This is a genomic window from Vogesella amnigena (assembly GCF_042648905.1).
GTDB classification, from domain to species: domain Bacteria; phylum Pseudomonadota; class Gammaproteobacteria; order Burkholderiales; family Chromobacteriaceae; genus Vogesella; species Vogesella amnigena.
Genome location: NZ_JBHRYH010000045.1, coordinates 134,379 through 154,844, shown reverse-complemented (window position 1 = coordinate 154,844; position 20,466 = coordinate 134,379). Strand labels below are relative to the sequence as shown.

The 20,466-nt window shown below is 62.9% G+C and carries 17 protein-coding genes; 6 read left to right on the top strand and 11 right to left on the bottom strand.

Going from position 1 to position 20,466, the window contains the following annotated elements:
• Positions 1-55: 55 nt before the first annotated feature.
• Entirely contained in the window at positions 56-631 is a 576-nt protein-coding gene (locus ACFOKJ_RS15120) for a hypothetical protein (protein WP_390281099.1), read from the bottom strand.
• Between ACFOKJ_RS15120 and ACFOKJ_RS15115 the strand changes: the two genes are divergently transcribed.
• Positions 630-818 (top strand): Lar family restriction alleviation protein, encoded by a 189-nt coding sequence (locus ACFOKJ_RS15115; RefSeq protein WP_390281097.1) that lies wholly within the window; start codon positions 630-632, stop codon positions 816-818. The two genes, ACFOKJ_RS15120 and ACFOKJ_RS15115, sit on opposite strands and share 2 nt — an antisense overlap.
• A gap of 75 nt (positions 819-893) precedes the next feature.
• Complete coding sequence (locus ACFOKJ_RS15110) at positions 894-3,851, top strand: DNA translocase FtsK (protein ID WP_390281095.1); 2,958 nt, start codon at positions 894-896, stop codon at positions 3,849-3,851.
• 1,210 nt (positions 3,852-5,061) lie between these two features.
• Here the strand turns inward: ACFOKJ_RS15110 and ACFOKJ_RS15105 are convergent.
• From ACFOKJ_RS15105 to ACFOKJ_RS15095, 3 genes are all read right to left on the bottom strand, one after another.
• Complete coding sequence (locus tag ACFOKJ_RS15105; RefSeq protein WP_390281093.1) at positions 5,062-5,505, bottom strand: hypothetical protein; 444 nt, start codon at positions 5,503-5,505, stop codon at positions 5,062-5,064.
• Between the two features lie 542 nt (positions 5,506-6,047).
• Positions 6,048-6,224, bottom strand: a complete 177-nt coding sequence (locus ACFOKJ_RS15100; RefSeq protein ID WP_390281091.1) for a hypothetical protein — start codon at positions 6,222-6,224, stop codon at positions 6,048-6,050.
• Positions 6,225-6,340: 116 nt separating this feature from the next.
• On the bottom strand, positions 6,341-6,661 hold the full coding sequence (locus tag ACFOKJ_RS15095) for a hypothetical protein (RefSeq protein WP_390281089.1): 321 nt from the start codon (positions 6,659-6,661) through the stop codon (positions 6,341-6,343).
• Positions 6,662-7,289: 628 nt separating this feature from the next.
• Between ACFOKJ_RS15095 and argH the strand changes: the two genes are divergently transcribed.
• The gene (gene argH, locus ACFOKJ_RS15090) at positions 7,290-8,672 is read left to right on the top strand and encodes an argininosuccinate lyase (RefSeq protein ID WP_390281087.1); all 1,383 of its coding nucleotides are present in this window, start codon (positions 7,290-7,292) and stop codon (positions 8,670-8,672) included.
• 72 nt (positions 8,673-8,744) lie between these two features.
• Here the strand turns inward: argH and ACFOKJ_RS15085 are convergent, their stop codons facing one another.
• Together ACFOKJ_RS15085 and ACFOKJ_RS15080 are read right to left on the bottom strand one after the other, a co-directional pair.
• Positions 8,745-9,503 (bottom strand): hypothetical protein, encoded by a 759-nt coding sequence (locus ACFOKJ_RS15085; RefSeq protein ID WP_390281085.1) that lies wholly within the window; start codon positions 9,501-9,503, stop codon positions 8,745-8,747.
• 75 nt (positions 9,504-9,578) lie between these two features.
• A complete protein-coding gene (locus ACFOKJ_RS15080) occupies positions 9,579-10,319 on the bottom strand; it encodes a substrate-binding periplasmic protein (protein WP_390281083.1) in 741 nt (246 codons plus the stop codon).
• A 223-nt stretch (positions 10,320-10,542) separates the two neighbouring features.
• Between ACFOKJ_RS15080 and ACFOKJ_RS15075 the strand changes: the two genes are divergently transcribed.
• A complete protein-coding gene (locus ACFOKJ_RS15075) occupies positions 10,543-10,935 on the top strand; it encodes a hypothetical protein (RefSeq protein ID WP_390281081.1) in 393 nt (130 codons plus the stop codon).
• 199 nt (positions 10,936-11,134) lie between these two features.
• Here ACFOKJ_RS15075 and ACFOKJ_RS15070 read toward each other — a convergent pair whose 3' ends face one another.
• Positions 11,135-11,338, bottom strand: a complete 204-nt coding sequence (locus ACFOKJ_RS15070) for a tautomerase family protein (RefSeq protein ID WP_390281079.1) — start codon at positions 11,336-11,338, stop codon at positions 11,135-11,137.
• 362 nt (positions 11,339-11,700) lie between these two features.
• Here ACFOKJ_RS15070 and ACFOKJ_RS15065 point away from each other — a divergent pair, with 362 nt between their 5' ends.
• Positions 11,701-13,716 (top strand): methyl-accepting chemotaxis protein, encoded by a 2,016-nt coding sequence (locus ACFOKJ_RS15065; protein WP_390281077.1) that lies wholly within the window; start codon positions 11,701-11,703, stop codon positions 13,714-13,716.
• Between the two features lie 114 nt (positions 13,717-13,830).
• On the opposite strand, the gene ACFOKJ_RS15060 is transcribed toward ACFOKJ_RS15065, so the two are convergent.
• Genes ACFOKJ_RS15060 through parC form a run of 3 tightly spaced genes read right to left on the bottom strand, consistent with a single transcriptional unit; the run spans position 13,831 to position 19,049 of the window.
• Positions 13,831-15,156 (bottom strand): sigma-54-dependent transcriptional regulator, encoded by a 1,326-nt coding sequence (locus tag ACFOKJ_RS15060; RefSeq protein WP_390281075.1) that lies wholly within the window; start codon positions 15,154-15,156, stop codon positions 13,831-13,833.
• Between the two features lie 26 nt (positions 15,157-15,182).
• Positions 15,183-16,700, bottom strand: a complete 1,518-nt coding sequence (locus ACFOKJ_RS15055) for a two-component system sensor histidine kinase NtrB (RefSeq protein ID WP_390281073.1) — start codon at positions 16,698-16,700, stop codon at positions 15,183-15,185.
• A gap of 3 nt (positions 16,701-16,703) precedes the next feature.
• Complete coding sequence (gene parC, locus ACFOKJ_RS15050) at positions 16,704-19,049, bottom strand: DNA topoisomerase IV subunit A (protein ID WP_390281071.1); 2,346 nt, start codon at positions 19,047-19,049, stop codon at positions 16,704-16,706.
• An 83-nt stretch (positions 19,050-19,132) separates the two neighbouring features.
• Between parC and ACFOKJ_RS15045 the strand changes: the two genes are divergently transcribed.
• Complete coding sequence (locus tag ACFOKJ_RS15045) at positions 19,133-19,591, top strand: GNAT family N-acetyltransferase (protein WP_390281069.1); 459 nt, start codon at positions 19,133-19,135, stop codon at positions 19,589-19,591.
• A 31-nt stretch (positions 19,592-19,622) separates the two neighbouring features.
• Here the strand turns inward: ACFOKJ_RS15045 and ACFOKJ_RS15040 are convergent, their stop codons facing one another.
• The gene (locus ACFOKJ_RS15040) at positions 19,623-20,429 is read right to left on the bottom strand and encodes a substrate-binding periplasmic protein (protein ID WP_390281067.1); all 807 of its coding nucleotides are present in this window, start codon (positions 20,427-20,429) and stop codon (positions 19,623-19,625) included.
• Positions 20,430-20,466: the final 37 nt, after the last annotated feature.

The window sequence follows — 20,466 nt, the reverse complement described above, 5'->3', positions numbered from 1 at the left end:
CCTGTGTTATGGCAGGCCAGCGGGAACTTGCCTAGGAAAAATCCACAGCCATCAGCTACGCCCCGTTACCGTCGGCATAGACCTCAGCAAGTAGTGCATCCAGCGACAACGTCGGCTGCAGCTGCTGCAAGAGCGCGCGGGCTTCCGTCACACTGCGCGTGAGATGGCGCTGCGACTGCCGTGCCACGCCGGCCATCATCTGGTCCAGCATATGGCGCTGCAGATTCACCATCGACACGATATTGATGCTGTGTGCCAGCTCGTGCTCCTCGCACCACTGCATCAGCTCATGCAGCGGAGGGATCACCTCCGGGCCGCCCAGCTGCCAGTCGCGGATATCGGTCACCCGGATCCATGGTCCCGGCCCCAGTGTCTGCGCCGCCGCCCGCACGGCATCGCGGTAGTCACAGGCGAACGGGTAATTGATGCCGCCGCTGACCGTAATCCACAGCACCCGCGCCATTGTGTGTATCCGATATTCACCATGTACCCGCATTGCCAGCCCGCCACCGCCTGTCGTGATATTGCTCAGTATAGCGGCCAACCCGACCCTGCCACCGCCGCCAGCCACCGCATCCTGGCAGCCCCTTTGCGGTATCATCTGCCCCTTGCCCTCCAGGAGAACCGTCATGACCGACACCAGCACCAGCCCGAAACCGTGTTTCAAGTGCGGCTCGCCCGCCGAGCTGGTTAAGGCCGGGTCCCGCCGCTTCTGGGTGCAATGCACGCGTTATGCCGGCCAGGGCAACTGCAGTGCCATCGGCCCGCAGGCCGACAACAAGAAAGAGGCCATCGCCGGCTGGAACAAGCTGCGCTGAGCGCGGTCTTTCCCCCGGCCCCCAGACAACCCCCACAGGCCGCCCTCGCGGCCTGTTCCGCAAGCGAACACAGGCATGGAGCTGTTCAAAAAGCTGCACACGCTGGGTCAGCGTGTGCGCGACACCCTGAGCATGGAACATGGCGACGGCGTGAGCGAGCCGGCGCCATCCCCCGTTGACGAGCCCGCGGCCAACCCCGGCGCCGCTGCCAAACCGCGCCGCAACCTGGTCAGCGAAGTGCTGGACGACCTGCCGGCGGCACCGGCCCTCGCGGCCGACAGTACGCCACAGCCGGAAATCATCACCCTGCCGCCACGGCCCCCCAAACCGCAGCCGGCTCCCCAGCCGGAGCCGGAAATCATCCGCGAACTGCCCAACCAGCTGCCGCAGTACAAGCAGCCACTGACGCCACCGCCTGCCGAGCCGCTGCCGGTGATCGGCCTGGCCGAGGTACAGCACAATTTGCAACGCGACCTGAAACGCCGTGGCCACCACCAGCAACCGGTAGCGCGCCAGCCCAAGCCGGCACGCGACCTGCCGCTGATCGACCCGGAAGAAGTCCGCGCCAGCCTGCAGCAACTGCATGGCAAGCGCTACCGCTCGCCGGATGCCGTACTCGGCAGCCCGGAACCGGCAACGCACTCCAGCCTGGCGGCGTATTACCCGCCGGACCCGATACCGCATTTCGAGCCGCCGCTGCCGCCGGATGAACGAGAGCGCGCCGCCAGCGCCTTGTTCGGCCCCAAGTCGCGCTTTACCAGCCGGACTGAACCCGAGGTGGCAAGCGAACCGCTGAGCGCCGCAACGCCGACTGAGCAATACGAGGCAGCCGCGTTCGACACGGCTGAGCAGATCGAGGCGGCAGCGCAGGGCAGCGACGAAGACGCCAGCGCCAGCGTGCCGCCGTCCCCGGTGTTCGCCGCAAGCCAGCCCGACAGCACGCCCGCAGCCAGCACGCAACCGGCGCCGCTGCCGCCGGCTGGCAGCAGCCCGGCACCGCGTACGCCGTGGCAGCAACGTCAGCAGGACAACTGGCGTGTCAGCGCACCCGCACAGCTTGCCCCGCGCACGCCGCCGGCCCCGCCGGAGGAGATAGCAAACGAAACGCCAGCCGAGCCGGCAATCGCGCAGCCAGCTCCCCCTACCGTACCGGCCAGCCAGTTGCCGCCGGCGATGGAACCCCGCCTGGCAGCCACGCTGCAGCCTGCGGCCGACCCGCCGGCCGAAGCTGCGGCCTCTACAGCCCCGTGGGATGACGCGCCGCGCCCGGCCAGCTGGCAACAGCAGCCATCGCGCAGCGGCGACATCGTCTGGCATGTGCTGGCAGATGAGGGCACTGTGGACGACGCCGAGCCGGAGCATGGCTCGCCAGCGCCGCACACAGCGGCCACGAACAGCCCCCTGGTGTGGCAGGTGCTGGATGACGATGCCACGCCGCATGAAGACGACAGCGAAGCTGTGCCGCCCGGCCACGACAGCAGCTGGCAAGCCGCTCCGCAGCAGCTGCCGCTGATGCCGCCGCCGCGCCACATCCCGGTGGTGTACGGCGACGTGACGCTGCCGTCGCTGGAGCTGCTGCGCCCCCCCGAGGCGCACAAGGCGGTACAGAGCGAGGATTACCTGATCGAGCGCGGCATCCTGATCGAGGAAAAGTGCGCCGAGTTCAAGGTAAAGGTGGCGGTGGTGGATGCCTACGCCGGCCCGGTGATTACCCGCTACGAAGTGGAGCCGGCAGTAGGCGTGCGCGGCAGCCAGGTAGTGAACCTCAGCAAGGACTTGTCGCGCGCACTGGGCCTGGCGTCGATCCGCGTGGTGGAAACCATCCCCGGCAAGACCTGCATGGGGCTGGAGCTGCCCAACCCGCAGCGGCAGATGATCCGCCTGTCGGAGATCTTCGGCGCCGAGGTGTTCACCCAGTCCGCCTCCAAGCTCACGCTGGCGCTGGGCCACGACATCACCGGCGCGCCGGTGGTGACCGACCTTGCCAAGGCGCCGCACCTGCTGGTGGCCGGCACCACCGGCTCCGGCAAGTCGGTGGGCGTCAACGCCATGATCCTGTCCATGCTGTACAAGGCCACGCCGGACGAAGTGCGCTTCATCATGATCGACCCCAAGATGCTGGAGCTGTCGGTGTACAACGACATCCCGCACCTCTTGGCGCCGGTGGTGACCGACATGAAGCTGGCGGCCAACGCGTTGAACTGGTGTGTGGGCGAGATGGAAAAGCGCTACCGGCTGATGAGCCACCTCGGGGTGCGCAATATCGCCGGCTACAACGACAAGGTGCGCGCCGCCGAGGCCGCTGACCTGCGGCTCACCAACCCGTTCACGCTGACTCCGGAAACCCCGGAACCGCTGACCACGCTGCCGTTCATCGTGGTGGTGGTGGATGAGTTCGCCGACCTGATGATGGTGGCCGGCAAGAAGATCGAGGAACTGATCGCCCGGCTGGCGCAGAAGGCGCGCGCCGCCGGTATCCATTTGATTCTGGCTACGCAGCGGCCGTCGGTGGACGTGATCACCGGCCTGATCAAGGCCAACATCCCCACCCGCGTGGCGTTCCAGGTATCCAGCAAGATCGACAGCCGCACCATCCTCGACCAGATGGGCGCCGAAAGCCTGCTGGGCCAGGGCGACATGCTGTTCCTGCCACCAGGCACCGGCTACCCGCAGCGCGTGCACGGCGCCTTCGTTACCGACGAGGAAGTGCACGCCATCGTGGAATACCTGAAACAGTGGGGCGAGCCGGACTACGTGGAAGGCCTGCTCACCGGCGAATCGGTGGCCGACGACGACCAGGCCGACGCCAAGGGCCGCGCCGCTGCCGGCACGGAAACCGACCCGCTGTATGACGAGGCGGTGGAGATCGTGCTGCGCACCCGCAAGGCGTCGATCTCCTCGGTGCAGCGCCAGCTGCGCATTGGCTACAACCGTGCTGCACGGCTGATCGAGGACATGGAAGCCGCCGGCATCGTGTCGGCGATGGAAAGCAACGGCAACCGCACGGTGCTGGTGCCGCAGCGGGATTATTGAGCGATCGTCCTCCCCGGATGCGCCTCTGGCGTATCCGGGGTACTGCTGGGCACCTCGAAAAATCTCATTTTCCAAAATTTCGGCGTAACGAAAACCGATAAGTTACGAAGCAATTTTTGCAAAAAGGTAGGGATTTTCGAGGCGCCAGTTGGTGTCCATAGATTGGTCTGGCTCTGTTGATGAAGAAAAAATTTCCGTGAGCAACGCAATATCTCGACGAAAGCTGGATTTACCAAGACAACCTTTCAATATTTGCCATCAGTTGGTTATTTTGAAGTAATACCAAATTCCTCGCAGCTTTATTTGTTGAAAAATTCGTCACCTTCCTGTTGCGCAGTTTATAGAATCAAATTGCTCTTTTGTTTCTGGCATGCCACCGCTTATTGAAAATTTTGGCCATTGAGATGTTTCAATTTGCATCCAGAATCTTTCGCTACCATTTGATAGCTTTCGCTCACAAACAATTACATTCCCTCCGCGGCCAGCAGGTAGATCACACCTAAATTTTATGGTAGCGCCATCAGGGTAGTCATCGTGCCACGGGGATATAGATAGAAATCGGCAAATACTATCTTATACGAGCTTTTCCAGCGCCTATCTGGAATTTCTGTAACAACATCGCAAGTCAAATTTCGGAATTCGTCAATTTTAACGTAGTCGAAATATATATAGGCCACTAGTAAAACTGGAAGTAACACAACAAACGAGACCGCTATCAGCACAAATCGCAAAAACCTATTTACCATTAAATTGTTCGTTCCAAAATTTAGGGGTCTCTCGAAAACCCGAATTTCTAAGCTAAACAATACGTGAAACACAGCATATGTTTGATATGCAAGGGGAAATTTCCCGTTAGTAACACAGTATCGCAATAAAAGCTGATGTTTTTAGATGTCACCTCAATTGTTATGCCAAATTAGGGGCAAGCTGCTGCCCAGCGGCGCCCGAAGCTCGTCGTTGAGCAGCCCCGCTTGACCGCAGTGTTAGCCACGCTGTCGCGACGCCACAGCTATGGCAACCCGCCCCCCCCTATGCAACGCAATTGCTGCGAAACCCGCGTAAGACCAGACCAAGAAACGCCTACATTCATTTGCTGCTCCGGTGCGGTGTTGAGTGCCAAACTTGCGGCCAGCCTTTGCTCTGAGCCCAACGTTTGACATGAGCAGTGGCCAACCGATGCAGTTGGTTGGGCGTTCGCTTGATGGAAGGGTTAGGCATCACTTTTGCGACCAACAGCGAAGCCATTGTCTTCGGCCCAGCGAAGAAGTGCAGCCTTCGTAGCCGCCCCCTCGAACTCATACCACTGCTCAAGAAGATGAGCACGCTCAAGAATCGCCTTGAACTTCCCGTACGCCCCCTTCTGGCGGAATACCGAATGCAATTGTGCTTCGAGTTGCGGCGCCTTTGAGCTAGCAAATTCGAATACCAACTCGCGACCGAGATCAAGGTCGTTCCTGTGCGGCATCGCGATGTAGTGCGTCCCGTCTTCAATGTCTTCAGGTAGCTCTTCCCCGAAGTCTCCATGGAGCGACTGGAAATGTAGCGAGCCAGTCAGGCGGTCAATGAACGCCTGATTTTCGAAAGGGTCACCTGCTGATGACCAGTCTAGCGCAGCCTCAAGGTCAGCCATGTTGATTAGGACAAGTGTCGCCATTGAGTAACGCCTCACGCAGAGTAAGTTATGGCCGTGCCAAAGGCTTCGGCCTTGAACGAGTTGTTAGAGCGCTGAAGCGAGTTCATGATTTGCCTACTTGAACAATGCGAACCCCAAGAGTGATTAAGGGAAAAGCGCAGGGAGTGCAACTGAGTGTCCATTTGACGCCTAACGTTGGAGGTAAGGGGCGCGCAGCCGGCTTGCCGGCGGAGCGTCCCTCTTGACCGTAGTGTTAGCCATCGGTGTCAGATATCTCTAATGCCTTCACTCGAATATTCATATCACGGGAGAGCACGTAGTAAAGCGAGACTAGACCGTCATAGGCAAGAACTTGGCCGACCGATTGGTTCGTCAATGCGCGCACCACGGGCGAACACCAATCCATTCGTTTTAGATTTTCCCGTGCGAATTGGAGAGCTTTTGTAGTTGGCTTTGACCGGGCGATTTCTTGGAACACGATGTACTGAGCAGCAAGACAAGCCTGTGTTTCGGTTTCTACGTTTGCTAGGCGCATGGGCGTCAAACCGACAAATGAGGCCACTTTATGAGTCGAAGTATGAATCAAGGACAATCTCTCTCAGCAGTGCTTGCTGCTGAGCCGTGAACTTTGGGTTGGTGAGAAACCGGACAACCTCGTCAGTAGCGTGAGTTTCGGCAATTGCTGGCAACGCCGGTAGCGCGGCCAGCAATGACAGAACCACTGCGAGAAATAGCGGCATATGGGCTCCTGATGATGGCTAACGTTGGGCGTAACGGGCGCCGGAGCGCAGCGGAAGGAGCCAAAATGCGAAGCATTTTGGCGTCCCGGTGACGGACTTGTTAGGCGAATTGTTCATTACCGATATGCGTCCAGTTCGGTCTTCAAGCCAGATGCCTCGTAGGCTTTTCCTTTGAGATAAAGCAGGCGCTCCCCTTTGCGAATGGAAAAACTTATTTCTTCTGAGTTGCCCGGATACTTTCGTAAAGAAATAGTGAGTATTTCGCCTTCTTCCTTTGCTCCGACCATGTCCCATAGGCTGCCCGTTAGATCGAGCAAGACGTTTCCCGTGGCCGTTTCCTCCACCTTTGGGGCATAAACCCAGTGAGACATACGCATTTCATGTGGAACTGCGGTAACCATTAGCAAGCCATCGAAATATGTGCTTACTTCTTCCATGATGCGCTCTACGAAGATGGGTAAATTGGCATTCGCCTAACGTTGACCGAAAGGTTACCTCTGTACTCGCAAACGAGGCGACACTTTGTTTTCAAATGAGATTCTATATTTAGCATAACCATGCTTGCAGATTATGCGACACCCGCCAGCTGTCACCTGATCTTGCAATTCGGCGGCGACATTGGCATTAGAGGCGGTTGTTGACGACTGAAAAACAAGAATCATCCTAGAAAATAAGGTGAGTTTGGCAGGGGCGGCGGTATGCGCTGGTGATACTGCGCATGTGCTGGTGATTGGCGGCTTGCGGCCACTTGATCGGGCACCTCGGCTGCCATTGCCGGCAAAAACCTGAGTGCATGTGCTGCTGTCGGCGTGATGTCCACTGCTGGCTCAGGCGAATGCCGAGCATGATCGGCAAGGTCAAACAACATCCGCGCAGCAGATACAAAAGCACCGCCAAGGTTGGCCGCACGGTGCGGCCAACCTATAATCGTTGCCCATAGTCGTCGCACACTTACGGTCACCTCGAAAAACGCCAGCTTTCGTCGCGATACTGCGTTGCTCACGCCTTGTCTCGCTTAGAAATCCGGGTTTTTCGAGGCGCCCTTACAACTTTGGGACATCCATCATGCAAGACTCGCACGCCTGGTCCGGCCGCTTCTCCGAACCGGTTTCCGAACTGGTGAAGAAATACACCGCCTCCGTAACCTTCGACAACCGCCTGGCCGAGTTCGACATCGAAGGCTCGCTGGCGCATGCCGCCATGCTCAACAAGTCCGGCGTGCTGTCCGATGCCGACCTGGCAGCGATCCGCCAGGGCATGAGTGAGATCATCGCCGACATCCGCGAAGGCCGCTTCGAATGGAGCGTGGACCTGGAAGACGTGCACATGAACGTGGAGCGCCGCCTCACCGACAAGATCGGCGACGCCGGCAAGCGCCTGCACACCGGCCGCAGCCGTAACGACCAGGTAGCCACCGACATCCGCCTGTGGCTGCGCGCCCAGATCGATGGCATCGTCGGCCTGATCGCCGAGCTGCAGACCAGCCTGCTGGACCTGGCTGAAGCCAATGCCGACACCGTGATGCCGGGCTTCACCCACCTGCAGGTGGCGCAGCCGGTAACCTTCGGCCACCACATGCTGGCCTACGTGGAAATGCTGGGCCGCGACGCCGAGCGCATGACCGACTGCCGCAAACGCGTGAATCGCCTGCCGCTGGGCGCCGCTGCGCTGGCCGGCACCACCTTCCCCATCGACCGCTTCTACACCGCGCAGCTGCTGGGCTTCGACGACGTGTGCCACAACTCGCTGGACGCGGTGTCCGACCGTGACTTCGCCATCGAATTCACCGCCGCCGCCAGCCTGGTGATGGTGCATTTGAGCCGCCTGTCGGAAGAGCTGATCCTGTGGATGAGCCCGCGCGTCGGCTTCATCGACATCGCCGACCGCTTCTGCACCGGCTCCTCCATCATGCCGCAGAAGAAAAACCCGGACGTGCCGGAGCTGGTACGCGGCAAATCCGGCCGCGTGGTGGGCCACCTGATCGCGCTGGTTACCCTGATGAAGGCGCAGCCGCTGGCCTACAACAAGGACAACCAGGAAGACAAGGAGCCGCTGTTCGATACCGCCGACACGCTGATCGACACCCTGCGTATCTACGCCGACATGATGCGCGGCATCACCGTGAAGCCGGAGGCGATGCGCGCCGCGGTACTGCAGGGTTTTGCCACTGCCACCGACCTGGCCGACTACCTGGTGAAAAAAGGCATGCCGTTCCGCGACAGCCACGAAGTGGTGGCGCTGACCGTACGCCATGCCGAATTGCAGGGTGTGGACATTGCCGACCTGAGCCTGGAAAAGCTGCGCGAGTTCAGCACGCTGATCGAGCAGGATGTGTTCACCGTGCTGACGCCGGAAGGCAGCTTGGCGCAGCGTGACCACGTGGGCGGCACCGCGCCGAACCAGGTGCGCGCGCAGATTGCCCGCCACCGCGCCCGCCTGGCCGGCTAAACCGCCGGAGCCAGCAAACAAAACGCCGCGTCCTGATCTCCAGGCGCGGCGTTTTGCATGCATGCGGCCAACTTACTGTTCGTACTCCTTGGCGCGCTGGCGATACAGCGTATCGCGGCGCTCGGCAATCTGCTGCCACATGCATTGCACGGTCTGCGGGTTGCTGGCGGCAAAGGCCAGGCTGAACGGCAGGAAGTAATCCTTGGTAACAATCGGTGGGGTCAGCGCCACGAGGTCGCTCCGATCCTGCAGGTAGGAATCCACGATAATGTTCTGCGCCGCGTAGACCTTGATGCGCCCCAGCCGCAGTTTGCCAAGATTGGCCGGCACGCCTACCGCGTTTTCCACCGCAATGCCCAGCTGCTCCAGGTCTTTCACCACCGACCAGCCCAGGTCGGTGCCCACCTTGCCGCTAAAGCCGCTCAGCACCCGCCCATCCCAGCGGATATTGCTGTCGCTGCGTACGTAAAAGCTGTAACTGAGCGTAGTCAGCCGATAGCGGCTGTCCGGCACGCCATCGCGCAGCGGGTAGTGGGCATAACCGCCACGCTCCGCGTTATAGGACAACAGCAGCGCGGCATCGGCCATGCCGGTGCGCAGGTTCTGCAGCAGACGCAAACTGGCCTGGCGGTCGATTTCCAGCCGTACTGCACAGTGTCTGGCGGCCTGTTGTACCAGCTCCATGGCAAGGCCAGGCGGGTTGGCCAGCTCGCGGCCAACCCCTGCCAGATAGGGCGGGCCCGCCTGGTCGCTCATCACCAGCCGCAGGCTGGTATCTGCCTGCGCCGGCAGCGCAGCCAACAGTAGCGTAGCAATCAACAAGCGTCGCATTTTGCCAGCCCTCATGAAACACCATTAACTTTGGATTACTAATTTCTATAGTCAAGCAGCCACACTTGCCGGAGATCAGTTGCCATAGCTGGGCCCCCGCCGCTGGTACAGTACAGCACGCCGGCCGGCAGTCTGCTGCCACATGCATTGCACCACTTGGCCGTACTGCTGGCTGAACTGCAGGCTGAATGGCAGGTAGTAATCCTTGGTGACAATCGCTGGTCGCAATGCCACCAGGCCGTGGTCGCCCTGCAGAAGCGCAGCCACCAGCACATCCTGTGCGGCATAGACATCTATCCGCCCAAGCCGCAGCTTGGCCAGGTTGGTGGCCACCCCGACGGCGTTTTCCACCGCAATACCCAGCCGGGCCAGATCGCCCGCCACTGACCAGCCCAGGTCGGTACCGACCTTGCCGCGATAGCCACTGAGCTGCTTGCCGTCCCAGCGCACCGGGCTGCCTTTGCGAACATAAAAGCTGTAAGCGAGCGTGGTGAGTCGGAAGCGTGGATCAGGCTGACCATGCCGCATGGGGTAGCTGGCATATTGCGCGCGTTCAGGGCTGTACGACAGCAGCGGCACGGCATCCGCATTACCAGTGCGCAAGCTCTGCAGCTGCCGCAGGCTGGACTGCCGCTCTACCTGCAAGCTGACATCGCAGGCCTGCGCCGCCTGTTGCACCAGCTCCACCACCAGCCCCGGCGGGTTTTCCAGCTCGGCGCCGTTGCCCAGCAGATACGGCGGGCTGCTCTGGTCATTCAGTACCAGGCGCAGCGGCACCGCGGCGCAGACACTTTGCATGGCAAGCGGTAACAGCATGAGCGACAAAACATGACGTGACAGCATCATCTTGTACGGTTTCCTCAAGCCGGTAGCGGATAGCCACTGTGACCGAGGCGGATACCCCGGTCAACCTGGGCTGGCACACGTGCATGTTTCGTTAGTTTCTTATGACTTTATTGTAAAGTTCATCGTATAAGGATTGCGCTGCCCCACCCGGCAGCGCAATATCGCCGTCATGTCCCCCGTGAAAGGAAGCACCATGCGCAAACTGTTGCTGCTGGCCATTCTGGCCGTATCCGCCTCTGGCGCCTTTGCCGCCGATGCCAGCTGTGAAGCCAAGGCTGCCGAGAAAAAACTGGCAGGCGCCGCCAAGAACAGCTTCATCCAGAAGTGTCAGAAAGACATGAAGGCTGCAACACCGGCCACGCCGGCAACACCAGCCAGCCCGGCCAGCTGCGAAGCCAAGGCCGCCGACAAGAAACTGGCCGGCGCGGCCAAGAACAGCTTCATCCAGAAGTGCCAGAAAGACATGAAGGCCCAGGCACCTGGTGCGCAGGGCGTATGCGAGAACAAGGCCGCCGAGAAGAAACTGGCCGGCGCCGCCAAGAAGAGCTTTATCCAGAAGTGCGTGAAGGACGCCGGCAGCAACTAAACCTGCTACCCGCGCCAATGACAACGCCCCGGCTTGCCGGGGCGTTTTGTTTGTACTGGGCGCCCCGAAAAGCACCCGATTTCCAGGCGAGACAAGGCGCGAATGAAAAACCCCCACGCCGCATAGGCTTGCTATGTAAGGCGGGATTTTTCGTGAGCAACGCAGTATCGCGACGAAAGCGGGCGCTTTTCGCGGTGGCCTAGCTGCCGCGCGCGCGCCGCACAGTTACGCTTTCTCCGCCGATGCCCCAGTTGTCGGTATCCACCTCGTCGATCACCACCACGGTGGTGGCCGGGTTCTTGCCCAGCACGTCCTGCAGCAGTCGGGTCACCCCGGCAATCAACTCTGCCTTCTGCTCGCTGCTGGCACCCTCACGGGTAATCTTGATGTTCACGTACGGCATGTCTGCTCCTTGTGGCAGGGGTTGCTCCAACTGTCCGGCCGGCATGCAGCCAGCGCCAGGCAACACCTTGCACCATGCCACTCTGTCCTGCAATCCACCGCCATCCACTGCACGACACCAGCCACTGCCGCAGCTGCGGCCAACCTTGCCCACGGCAGCATCAGCAACGGCAGCGGTAATGCCCGCAGCAGGGCCAGACAGTCGAAATCGTCGTGCGATCAAGGCACTAGCAAACGGTTGATGCGCATCAACATGCCTGACATGCCATGTCTATAAGATTGCATTTACATAATGTAAAGAGATTTATTCTCAATATAGTTTTATATAAATCCACCCTGCAGTACCAACCCACCACTGACCCCATGCCTACCACCACACACCACTCACTCTCCCTGGCACAGAAGCTCGGCCTGCTGCTGAGCATCGCCCTGCTGCTGGTTCTCGGCCTCGCCACCCTGCTGCTGGGCAACTGGCTGGGCGATCGCATCGAAAACCGCGCCATCGCCAACATGCAGACCACCAACCAGCAAGTAGTGGACACCATCGACGCCTATGCCCGGGTGCTGGAAAACAACGCCCGACAAAGCACCGCCTTGCTGGCCACCACGCTGCCACGGCCGCTGCGGGTGGATGCCTCCGGCGCCACCCCGGCACTGTACGCCGGCAGCCAGCAGCTGAACGACAACAACACCCTGGTGGACAACTACCAGCAGGCCACCGGCAATGTGGCCACCGTCTTCGTCAAGCAGGGTAGCGACTTCCTGCGCATCAGCTCCTCGCTGAAAAAAGAAAGCGGCCTGCGCGCCACCGGCACCACGCTGGCGCATGATCACCCTGCCTACCAGCTGCTGTCGCAGGGGCAGCCCTATACCGGCCCGGCACAGCTGTTCGGCCGCGACTACATGACACACTACCAGCCGCTCAGCGATGACACCGGCCAGGTGGTGGGCGCGCTGTTCGTCGGCATCGACAGCACCGACGGCCTGCAGGCACTGAAACAGAAAATCCTGTCGATCAAGATTGGCGACACTGGCTACGTCTACGTGGTGGACGCCAAACTGCGCCCGGGCGAGCTGCTGATCCACCCGTCGGCAGCCGGCAAGAACCTGCTGGACAAGACCGATGCCGACGGCAAGCCGTTCATCCGCAACATGCTGCAGCAGGGCAATGGCCAGGTCAGCTACCTGTGGCTGGACCCGGGCGCCAGCGAACCACGCCGCAAGCTGGCGGCATTCCAGAGCTACCCGCGCTGGGGCTGGATGGTAGCCACCGGCGCCTACCAGGACGAGCTGGTGCGCGAGCCGCATGAAATGCAGCTGAAAATGCTGCTGGGCGCACTGCTGGTGCTGGCCGCACTGCTGCTGATCGTGCACTTCGCCATGCGCTACTGGGTAAGCCAGCCGCTGGCTCGGCTGGTGGCGGTAACCGACCGCATCGCCGCCGGCGACCTGACCGCGGAAATCGAAGTGGATCGCCACGACGAAATCGGCAAGGTGCTGGCCGCCAGCAACCACATGTGCCAGGAATTGCGCCAGCTGATCAGCGAAGTGAACCAGGGGGTATCCGGTCTGGGCCGCAATGCGCAGAACGTGTCGCAGCTGGCCGATGACGTGGCGCAGAGCTCCAGCGAGCAGAGCGCGGCTGTTTCCGCCATGGCCGCCTGCGTGGAAGAGATGACCCACAGCATCAGCCAGGTCAGCCAGCATGCCGGCAGTGCGCGAGAACTGGCAGTGCAGTCCGACCAGGTATCGCGCAGTGGCGAAGTGATTGTTGGCCGCACGGTAGAGACCATGCGCGAAATCGCCGCCGCCTCCGGTGACACCGCCCAGACCGTGACCCAGCTGGGCGAACGTTCGGAGCAGATCAGCCGCGTGGTCACCGTGATCCGCGACATTGCCGACCAGACCAACCTGCTGGCGCTGAACGCCGCCATCGAGGCCGCCCGCGCCGGCGAAATGGGCCGCGGCTTCTCGGTGGTAGCCGATGAAGTGCGCCAGCTGGCCGAGCGCACCACCCAGTCCACGCAGGAGATCACCGGCATTGTCAGCCGCATCCAGAGCGAGGCGCAGCTGGCGGTGGAAAGCATGAACTGCGCGGCACTGCAGGTGGAAAGCGGCGTGAAAGCCGCCAGCGAAGCCGGCGACAGCCTGCAGGACATCCGCGACGGTGCGCGCCAGGTGGAGCAGGCGGTAGTGGGCATCTCCGATGCGCTGCGTGAGCAGAGCACCGCCAGCATGGATATCGCCCACAACGTGGAGCGGGTGGCGCAGCAGGCCGACCAGAACCACCACAAGGCCCGCGACGCCTCGCTGGCCGCCTGCGAGATGACCGCACTGGCACAGCAACTGCGCCAGGCAGTGGCGCGCTTCACGGTGTAAGCAGACCTTGGCCGCATCACCCCGTAGCCCGGATAAGTGCAGCGCATCCGGGGAGATGCGGCAGGCGCTCCCGGATGCGCTGCGCTTATCCGGGCTACATGTGCACCATCAGCCTCAGCCTTCCTTCATCCCCAATCGTTCCAGCCGGTAGCGCAGCGAGCGGAAGCTCACCCCCAGCAGCTTGGCCGCCTGGGTGCGGTTGCCGCCGCTTTGCGTCAGCGCCGCCTCGATGGCGCTGCGCTCCACCCGGTCCAGATAGTCCTGCAGGGTTTCACTGGCGGACGGCACGCTGCCAGCCGCCTGGGCCGGCTCCACCGCGCGCAGTTGCAGGTCTACCGGCTCGATCATGCCATCGCTGCACAACGCCACGGCCCGTTCCAGGATGTTCTCCAGCTCGCGGAAATTGCCGGGGTAGTGATAGCCCAGCAGCGCCTGTACCGCCTCCGGGCTCAACCGCGGCCGCTCGCTGCCGGCAAAACGCTCCAGCAGGGCACCGATGAAGCGCGGCAGGTCTTCGCGCAGTTCGCGCAGCGCCGGCATGGCCAGGCTGATCACGTTCAGCCGATAGTACAAGTCCTGGCGGAAAGCGCCATCGGCCACCAGTTGCGCCAGGTTCTTGTGGCTGGCAGACAGGATGCGCACATCCACCGCTTCTTCCTGCGCCGCGCCCAGCCGGCGCACGGTTTTTTCCTGGATCGCCCGCAGCAGCTTTACCTGCATCGCCAGCGGCAGGTCGGCCACTTCATCCAGGAACAGCGTGCCGCCATGCGCCTGCTGGAAGAAGCCTTCGCGGTCGGCGTCGGCGCCGGTGAAGGCGCCCTTCTTGCTGCCGAAGAATTCGCTTTCCACCAGCGTTTCCGGTATCGCACCGCAGTTCACCGCCACGAACGGCTTGTCGGCACGCGGCCCCAGTTCGTGGATGCTGCGCGCCGCCTGTTCCTTGCCGGTGCCGGATTCCCCGCTGATGCATACCGCCGCCTGGCTGCGCGCTAGCTTGGCGATCAGGCGTTGCACCTCCTGCATTGCCGGCGATTCTCCCTGCAGGCGGGCCCCCGGCAGCGGGGTGGCCGCGCTGGCCTCGTGCACCCCCAGCGCCGATTTCACCAGCGAGCGCAGGGAGGCAAGGCTCAGCGGTTTGGCCAGGTAATCGAAGGCGCCGGCCTTCATCGCCGCCACCGCGTTCTCGGTGCTGCCGTAGGCGGTAATCACCGCCACCGGCACGTCCAGCCCGCTTTCGGCGATGTACTGCACCACCTGGATGCCCTCGCCGTCCGGCAGCCGCATATCGGTAAGCGCCAGATCGTAATGGCTGGCCGCCAGCCGGCTTCTGGCATCGGCCACCGTGCCGACGGTATCCACGCTCAAGCCCATCTTGCCCAGCGTCAGCGCCAGCAGCTCGCGGATATCCGGCTCGTCATCAACAATCAGTACTCGGCTCATGGCTTGCTTTCTGGCTGCGGCCGGTATCAGGCCTGTTTGGGCAGGGTCAGCACGAAACAGCCACCCGGCCCCTGGTAATTGAGTTCGGCACCGTTGGCCTCGGCCAGCTCGCGGGCGATGTACAGCCCGAGGCCGGTGCCGGTGCTTTCGGTAGTGTAGAACGGTTCGAACAGCCGGCTCTGCGCCTGCTCGTCCACGCCGGGACCGTCGTCACGCACGCGAATGGATTCGGCATCCACCTCGATGCTGACCGCACCCGGCGCCTGGCTACTGTAACGCCAGCCGTTGCTGACCAGATTGGTGAGAATCTGCTGCAAATGGCCGCGATCAAAGCGGACAGGCAGGTCCTGCGGGATGCGGGTGGCGATGCCGCCGACAGCCGACGGGTTGGCCAGCAGGAAGTTGTCCACCAGTGCCAGCAGGAACGGGCGCAGCGCGATCTGCTCCGGCTTGACCCTGTCGCGGCGGTTCAGTTGCAGCACCTCTTCCACCAGGTGGTTGATGCGCCGGCTGTTGGCATGCACCATCGCCGCCAGCCGGCGGCTACCTTCGTCCGCCGCATCTTCGCCCAGCAGTTCGGCCGCCTGGCTGATGGCGGCCAGCGGGTTGCGGATTTCATGGGCGATATTGGCGGTAAGCCGGCCCAGCGCGGTGAGCTTGATACGCTGCGCCTCGGCAGCCAGATCGGCCACGTTCTGCAGAAAGATCACCACCAGCCGCACCTCGCCCACCGCCAGCGGCAGCATGCGACCCAGCAGCTGTTGGCCGCGCACGTTCATGTCCAGCGTCTGCGCATGTGCAGGGCAGCCCTGCTGCCGCCAGCGGCGCAGCACCGGCTCCAGCTCCGGCAGGGTGGCGGCGCGCTGTACGCGGCCGAACACGCGCTCGGCACGGCTGTTGAAGTGCTGTACCTGCCCGCTTTCATCCAGCACTACCACCGCCTCGCGCAGTGCCTGCAGCACCAGCGCATTCAGCCGGTTGAGGCTGGCCAGCTCGCTGCTGCGCGCTGCGGCCAGTTGTTCGGAGGCTCGTGCCTTGCTACCCAGCAGCGAGGTCACCGCGGCGGTGACGAAGCCGGCGGTGGCCAGCATGGCGGCCTGGAACAATTCGCGCGCCGGCAACACGCCACCAGCAGACCACAGCACACTGCCGAATACCGCCAGCGTCGCCAGTGCGGCATAGAAGGCGGCGATGCGCGGCGACACCAGCATGCCGGCCACGGCCAGGAACGGCAGCAGCAGCATGCCGAAGCCGCTCTGCACCCCGCCGTAGTGCTGCATGAAGGTCACCAGCAGCAGGATGTCGCCGCACAGCGTCAGCGTCAGCGCCCAGGTAAGCGGCAGACGCAAGCGTGGCAGCAGCACGGCAAAGGTGATCAGCCCGGCATACAGCCATACCCAGCCGCCCAGCCCGCGGCTTGGCACCAGCATCGGCGATGCCCACTGCGTCATGATCAGCAGCACCGCCACGCTCACCAGCCGGAACAGGTTGAAATAATGCAGCACCCGGGTGGTGGACAACGGCGGCGCTACCGGCGTTTGCATGGTTTATTCCAGATCGCGGATGGCGGTAATGGTCCACTTCTTCGGCAGCAGCTTGCCCTTGCGGCCGCGCTTGCCGTCGAACTCGGCCAGCGGCAGTTTCTCGTCCGCCAGCTTGCCGCGCACCGAGGTAGTGGCCAGCAGCGCGCGCTCGCCGGCCACCAGGCCGAAGGCGGTTACCGCCTCGCCGTCGTCCAGCGCCAGCAGCATCAGGCCGCGGCCCTTGGCCAGCTCCTTCAGCTCGCTGGCCGGGAAGGCCAGCAGGCGGCCGCCGTCGCTGGCTACCACCAGCCGCAGGCCGTCAAGCTTGGCCGCTGCCTTCACCGGCGCCAGCACCGCTTCGCCATCGTCCAGGGTGAGGAAGGCCTTGCCGGCCTTCACCCGCCCGGCCATGTCGGCAATCTTGGCGATGAAGCCGTAGCCGCCGCTACCACCGACGATGAAGCGCTCCTCATCCTTGCCGGAGATCATCTGCGCCGGCTTGGCGCCGTCCTGCAGCTCCACCAGGCTGGCCACCGGCACGCCGTCGCCACGGCCGGTAGGCACGTCGGCCGGGTCGATGGTGTAGGCGCGGCCCTTGCTGTCCAGCACGATCAGCGACCACACGGTGCGGGTTTCCACCACCGTGTGCAGCGCATCGCCATCCTTGAAGCTCAAGGCGGACAGGTCCAGGTTGTGGCCGACGCGGGCGCGGATCCAGCCCTTCTGCGACAGGATCACCGTCACCGGCTCATCGGCCACGGTCTGGGTGAGCACCGCGCGCTCGGCCGGTTTCATCTCGCTGCGGCGCGCATCGCCGTACTTGGCCGCATCCTCGCGGATTTCCTCGGCCATCTTGCCGCGCAACGCGGCCTCGCTGGCCAGCAGGTAGCGCAGGCGGTCGCGCTCTTCGCGCAGCTCGGACAGCTCCTTCTCCAGCTTGAAGCCTTCCAGCCGCGCCAGTTGCCGCAGGCGGATTTCCAGGATGTCCTCGGCCTGGATCTCGGTGAGGCCGAAGGCCTTCATCAGCTCCGGCTTGGGCTCGTCCGACTCGCGGATCACGCGGATCACTTCATCGATATGGATGAAGGCGATCATGCGCCCTTCCAGGATGTGGATGCGCTTGTCCACCTGGCCCAGGCGGTAGTTCAACCGGCGGGTGATGGTGTGCTGGCGGAACTGCAGCCACTCGGCAAGGATGCTCTTCAGCCCCTTCTGCGCCGGACGGCCGTCCATGCCTATCATCACCAGGTTGAGCGAGGCATTGCCTTCCAGGCTGGTCTGCGCCAGCAGGATGTTCATGAACTCGTCCGGGTCCTGGCGGCTGGATTTGGGTTCGAACACCAGCCGCACCGGCTGCTCGCTGTCGGATTCGTCGCGCACGCGGTCCAGGAGCGACAGCATCAGGCTCTTCAGGTTCTGTTGCTCCTGGGTCAGCGCCTTCTTGCCGGATTTCACCTTCGGGTTGGTGGCCTCCTCGATCTCGGCCAGCACCTTCTGCGCGCTGGAGCCGGGCGGCAGCTCGGACACGATCACCCGCCACTGGCCGCGCGCCAGCTTTTCCACTTCCCACTTGGCGCGCACGCGCACGCTGCCGCGGCCAAGCTCATAGGCAGCCTGGATGTCCTCGGCCGGGGTGATGATCTGGCCGCCACCGGGGAAATCCGGCCCCGGCACATGCTGCATCAGCTCGGCAGTGGTGAGATCCGGATTGGCCAGCAGCGCCAGCGCGGCGGAGGCCACTTCCTTCAGGTTGTGCGGCGGAATCTCGGTGGCCATGCCCACGGCAATGCCGGAGGCGCCGTTGAGCAGCACCATCGGCAGGCGTGCCGGCAGCAGTGCCGGCTCGTCGAAGGCGCCGTCGTAGTTGGGCACGAAGTCAACGGTGCCCATGTCGATCTCGGACAGCAGCAGCTCGGCAATCGGGGTCAGCCGCGCTTCGGTGTAACGCATCGCCGCCGCACCGTCGCCATCGCGGCTGCCGAAGTTGCCCTGACCGTCGATCAGCGGGTAGCGCAGGGTGAAATCCTGCGCCATGCGCACCAGCGCCTCGTAGGCCGAGCTGTCACCGTGCGGGTGGTATTTACCCAGGATCTCGCCCACCACGCGGGCGGATTTCACCGGCTTGGCGCCGTGGGTCAGGCCCATGTCGCGCATGGCGTACAGGATGCGGCGCTGCACCGGCTTCTGGCCGTCGGCCACCTCCGGCAGCGCGCGGCCCTTCACCACGCTCATCGCGTACTCGAGGTAGGCGCGCTCGGCGTACAGGTCGAGCGGAATGCTGCCGTCGTCCACGGCAAGGTTGGCCGCGGGCGGGGCCGGCGGCGGCGGCTCGGATACGTCGGGCACGTCAAACAGGTCGTTGTGGCTCATATGCAGGGAAGTCGCGGCCGGCATGCAGGGCGCACGCCGTGGTATGTTCGGATCACGAAATGTGAGAGTTCGAGGATTGTACTATGGCAATTCAAGTACGGTGGCAATGCCACGGTTTTGGCGATTTCACCGCACAGGCGCTGTATGAAGTGCTGCAACTGCGCGACCGGGTGTTCGTACTGGAGCAGCAATCGCTATACGGCGATATCGACGGTGTGGACCTGGACTGCTGGCACCTGTCCGGCCGCGACGCGCAGGGCCAGCTGCTGGCCTACGCCCGGCTGATCGCCCCCGGCGTGAAATACCCGGATGCCAGCGCCATCGGCCGGGTGGTGATTCCGCAACCGCTGCGCGGCAGCGGTCTGGCCAAGCCGCTGCTGCAACAGGCGGTAAGCCAGTGCCAGATGCTGTTCCCAGGCCGCGCCATCATGCTGTCGGCACAGGCCGATCGCCAGGGTTTCTACGAAAGCTTCGGCTTCCGCCCGGTATCGGCGCCCTACGACGACGGCGGCATCCCGCACCTGGACATGCGCCGCGATTAAGCAGCGACGGTTGGCCGCAAGCCGGCAGCCATCAAGGGCGGGCCGGCTCTGAGGCCACGCCGGCACCTGCGCGCTTCCGGTCGCGATAATCCCCCGGCATCCAGTCCCACATCTCATAGCGGGTAACCAGCTCACGGTAGGCATTGCCCTTGCGCCAGTTCACGAAGGCCGCAGCGAATTCACTGGCCTGACGCGGGCCCTCTCCCTGGTTGCGGAAGGCAATGTATACTGGGCTGCCGTCAAACCGCGCGCCCTCCAGCCGCACGATCTGGCGCAGCAATGCCGGCTCTTCCGGCGCCGACATTTGCAGTGAGCGGATGCCACCTATTGCCACATCAATGCGGTTTATCACCAGCATCCGCAACAGCTGGGTTGTCGTTTTGGCAGTCCGGTCGACTGAGACACCGCTACGCAGCGCGTCGTCGAGCTCCTCGCCCAGGAAATAGTCGGCAGGCGCACCAAAGCGCCAGGCCTGCATCATGGTCGTTACCGGCGGTTGATAGCGGATACGCTTCGCATCCTTGATGCGGACAAACAAGGCCATGTGCTGCACCGTCAGCAGGTTGTCCTCCAGAAACAACGCATATTGCTGCCGCTCCGGGGTTTTGCCCATATAGGTCACTGCATCAACGTCGCCATTGGCCAGCATCGCCTGCACCCGCTTCCACGGTAGCCGCACGAATCTGACCTCCCAGCCCAGCTGCTTGCATACCGCCCGCACAATGTCGGTATGGAAACCGATGAGGCTGCCATCTTCGGCCAGGTATTCGAATGGCCGGTTGTCGGCATCCTCCTGTGCCACCAGCAAGGTTTCTGCTGCCGCCAGCTGATACAGCATCAGCCAGCCAAAGCACAAAAACAGTAGGCGCTTGTGC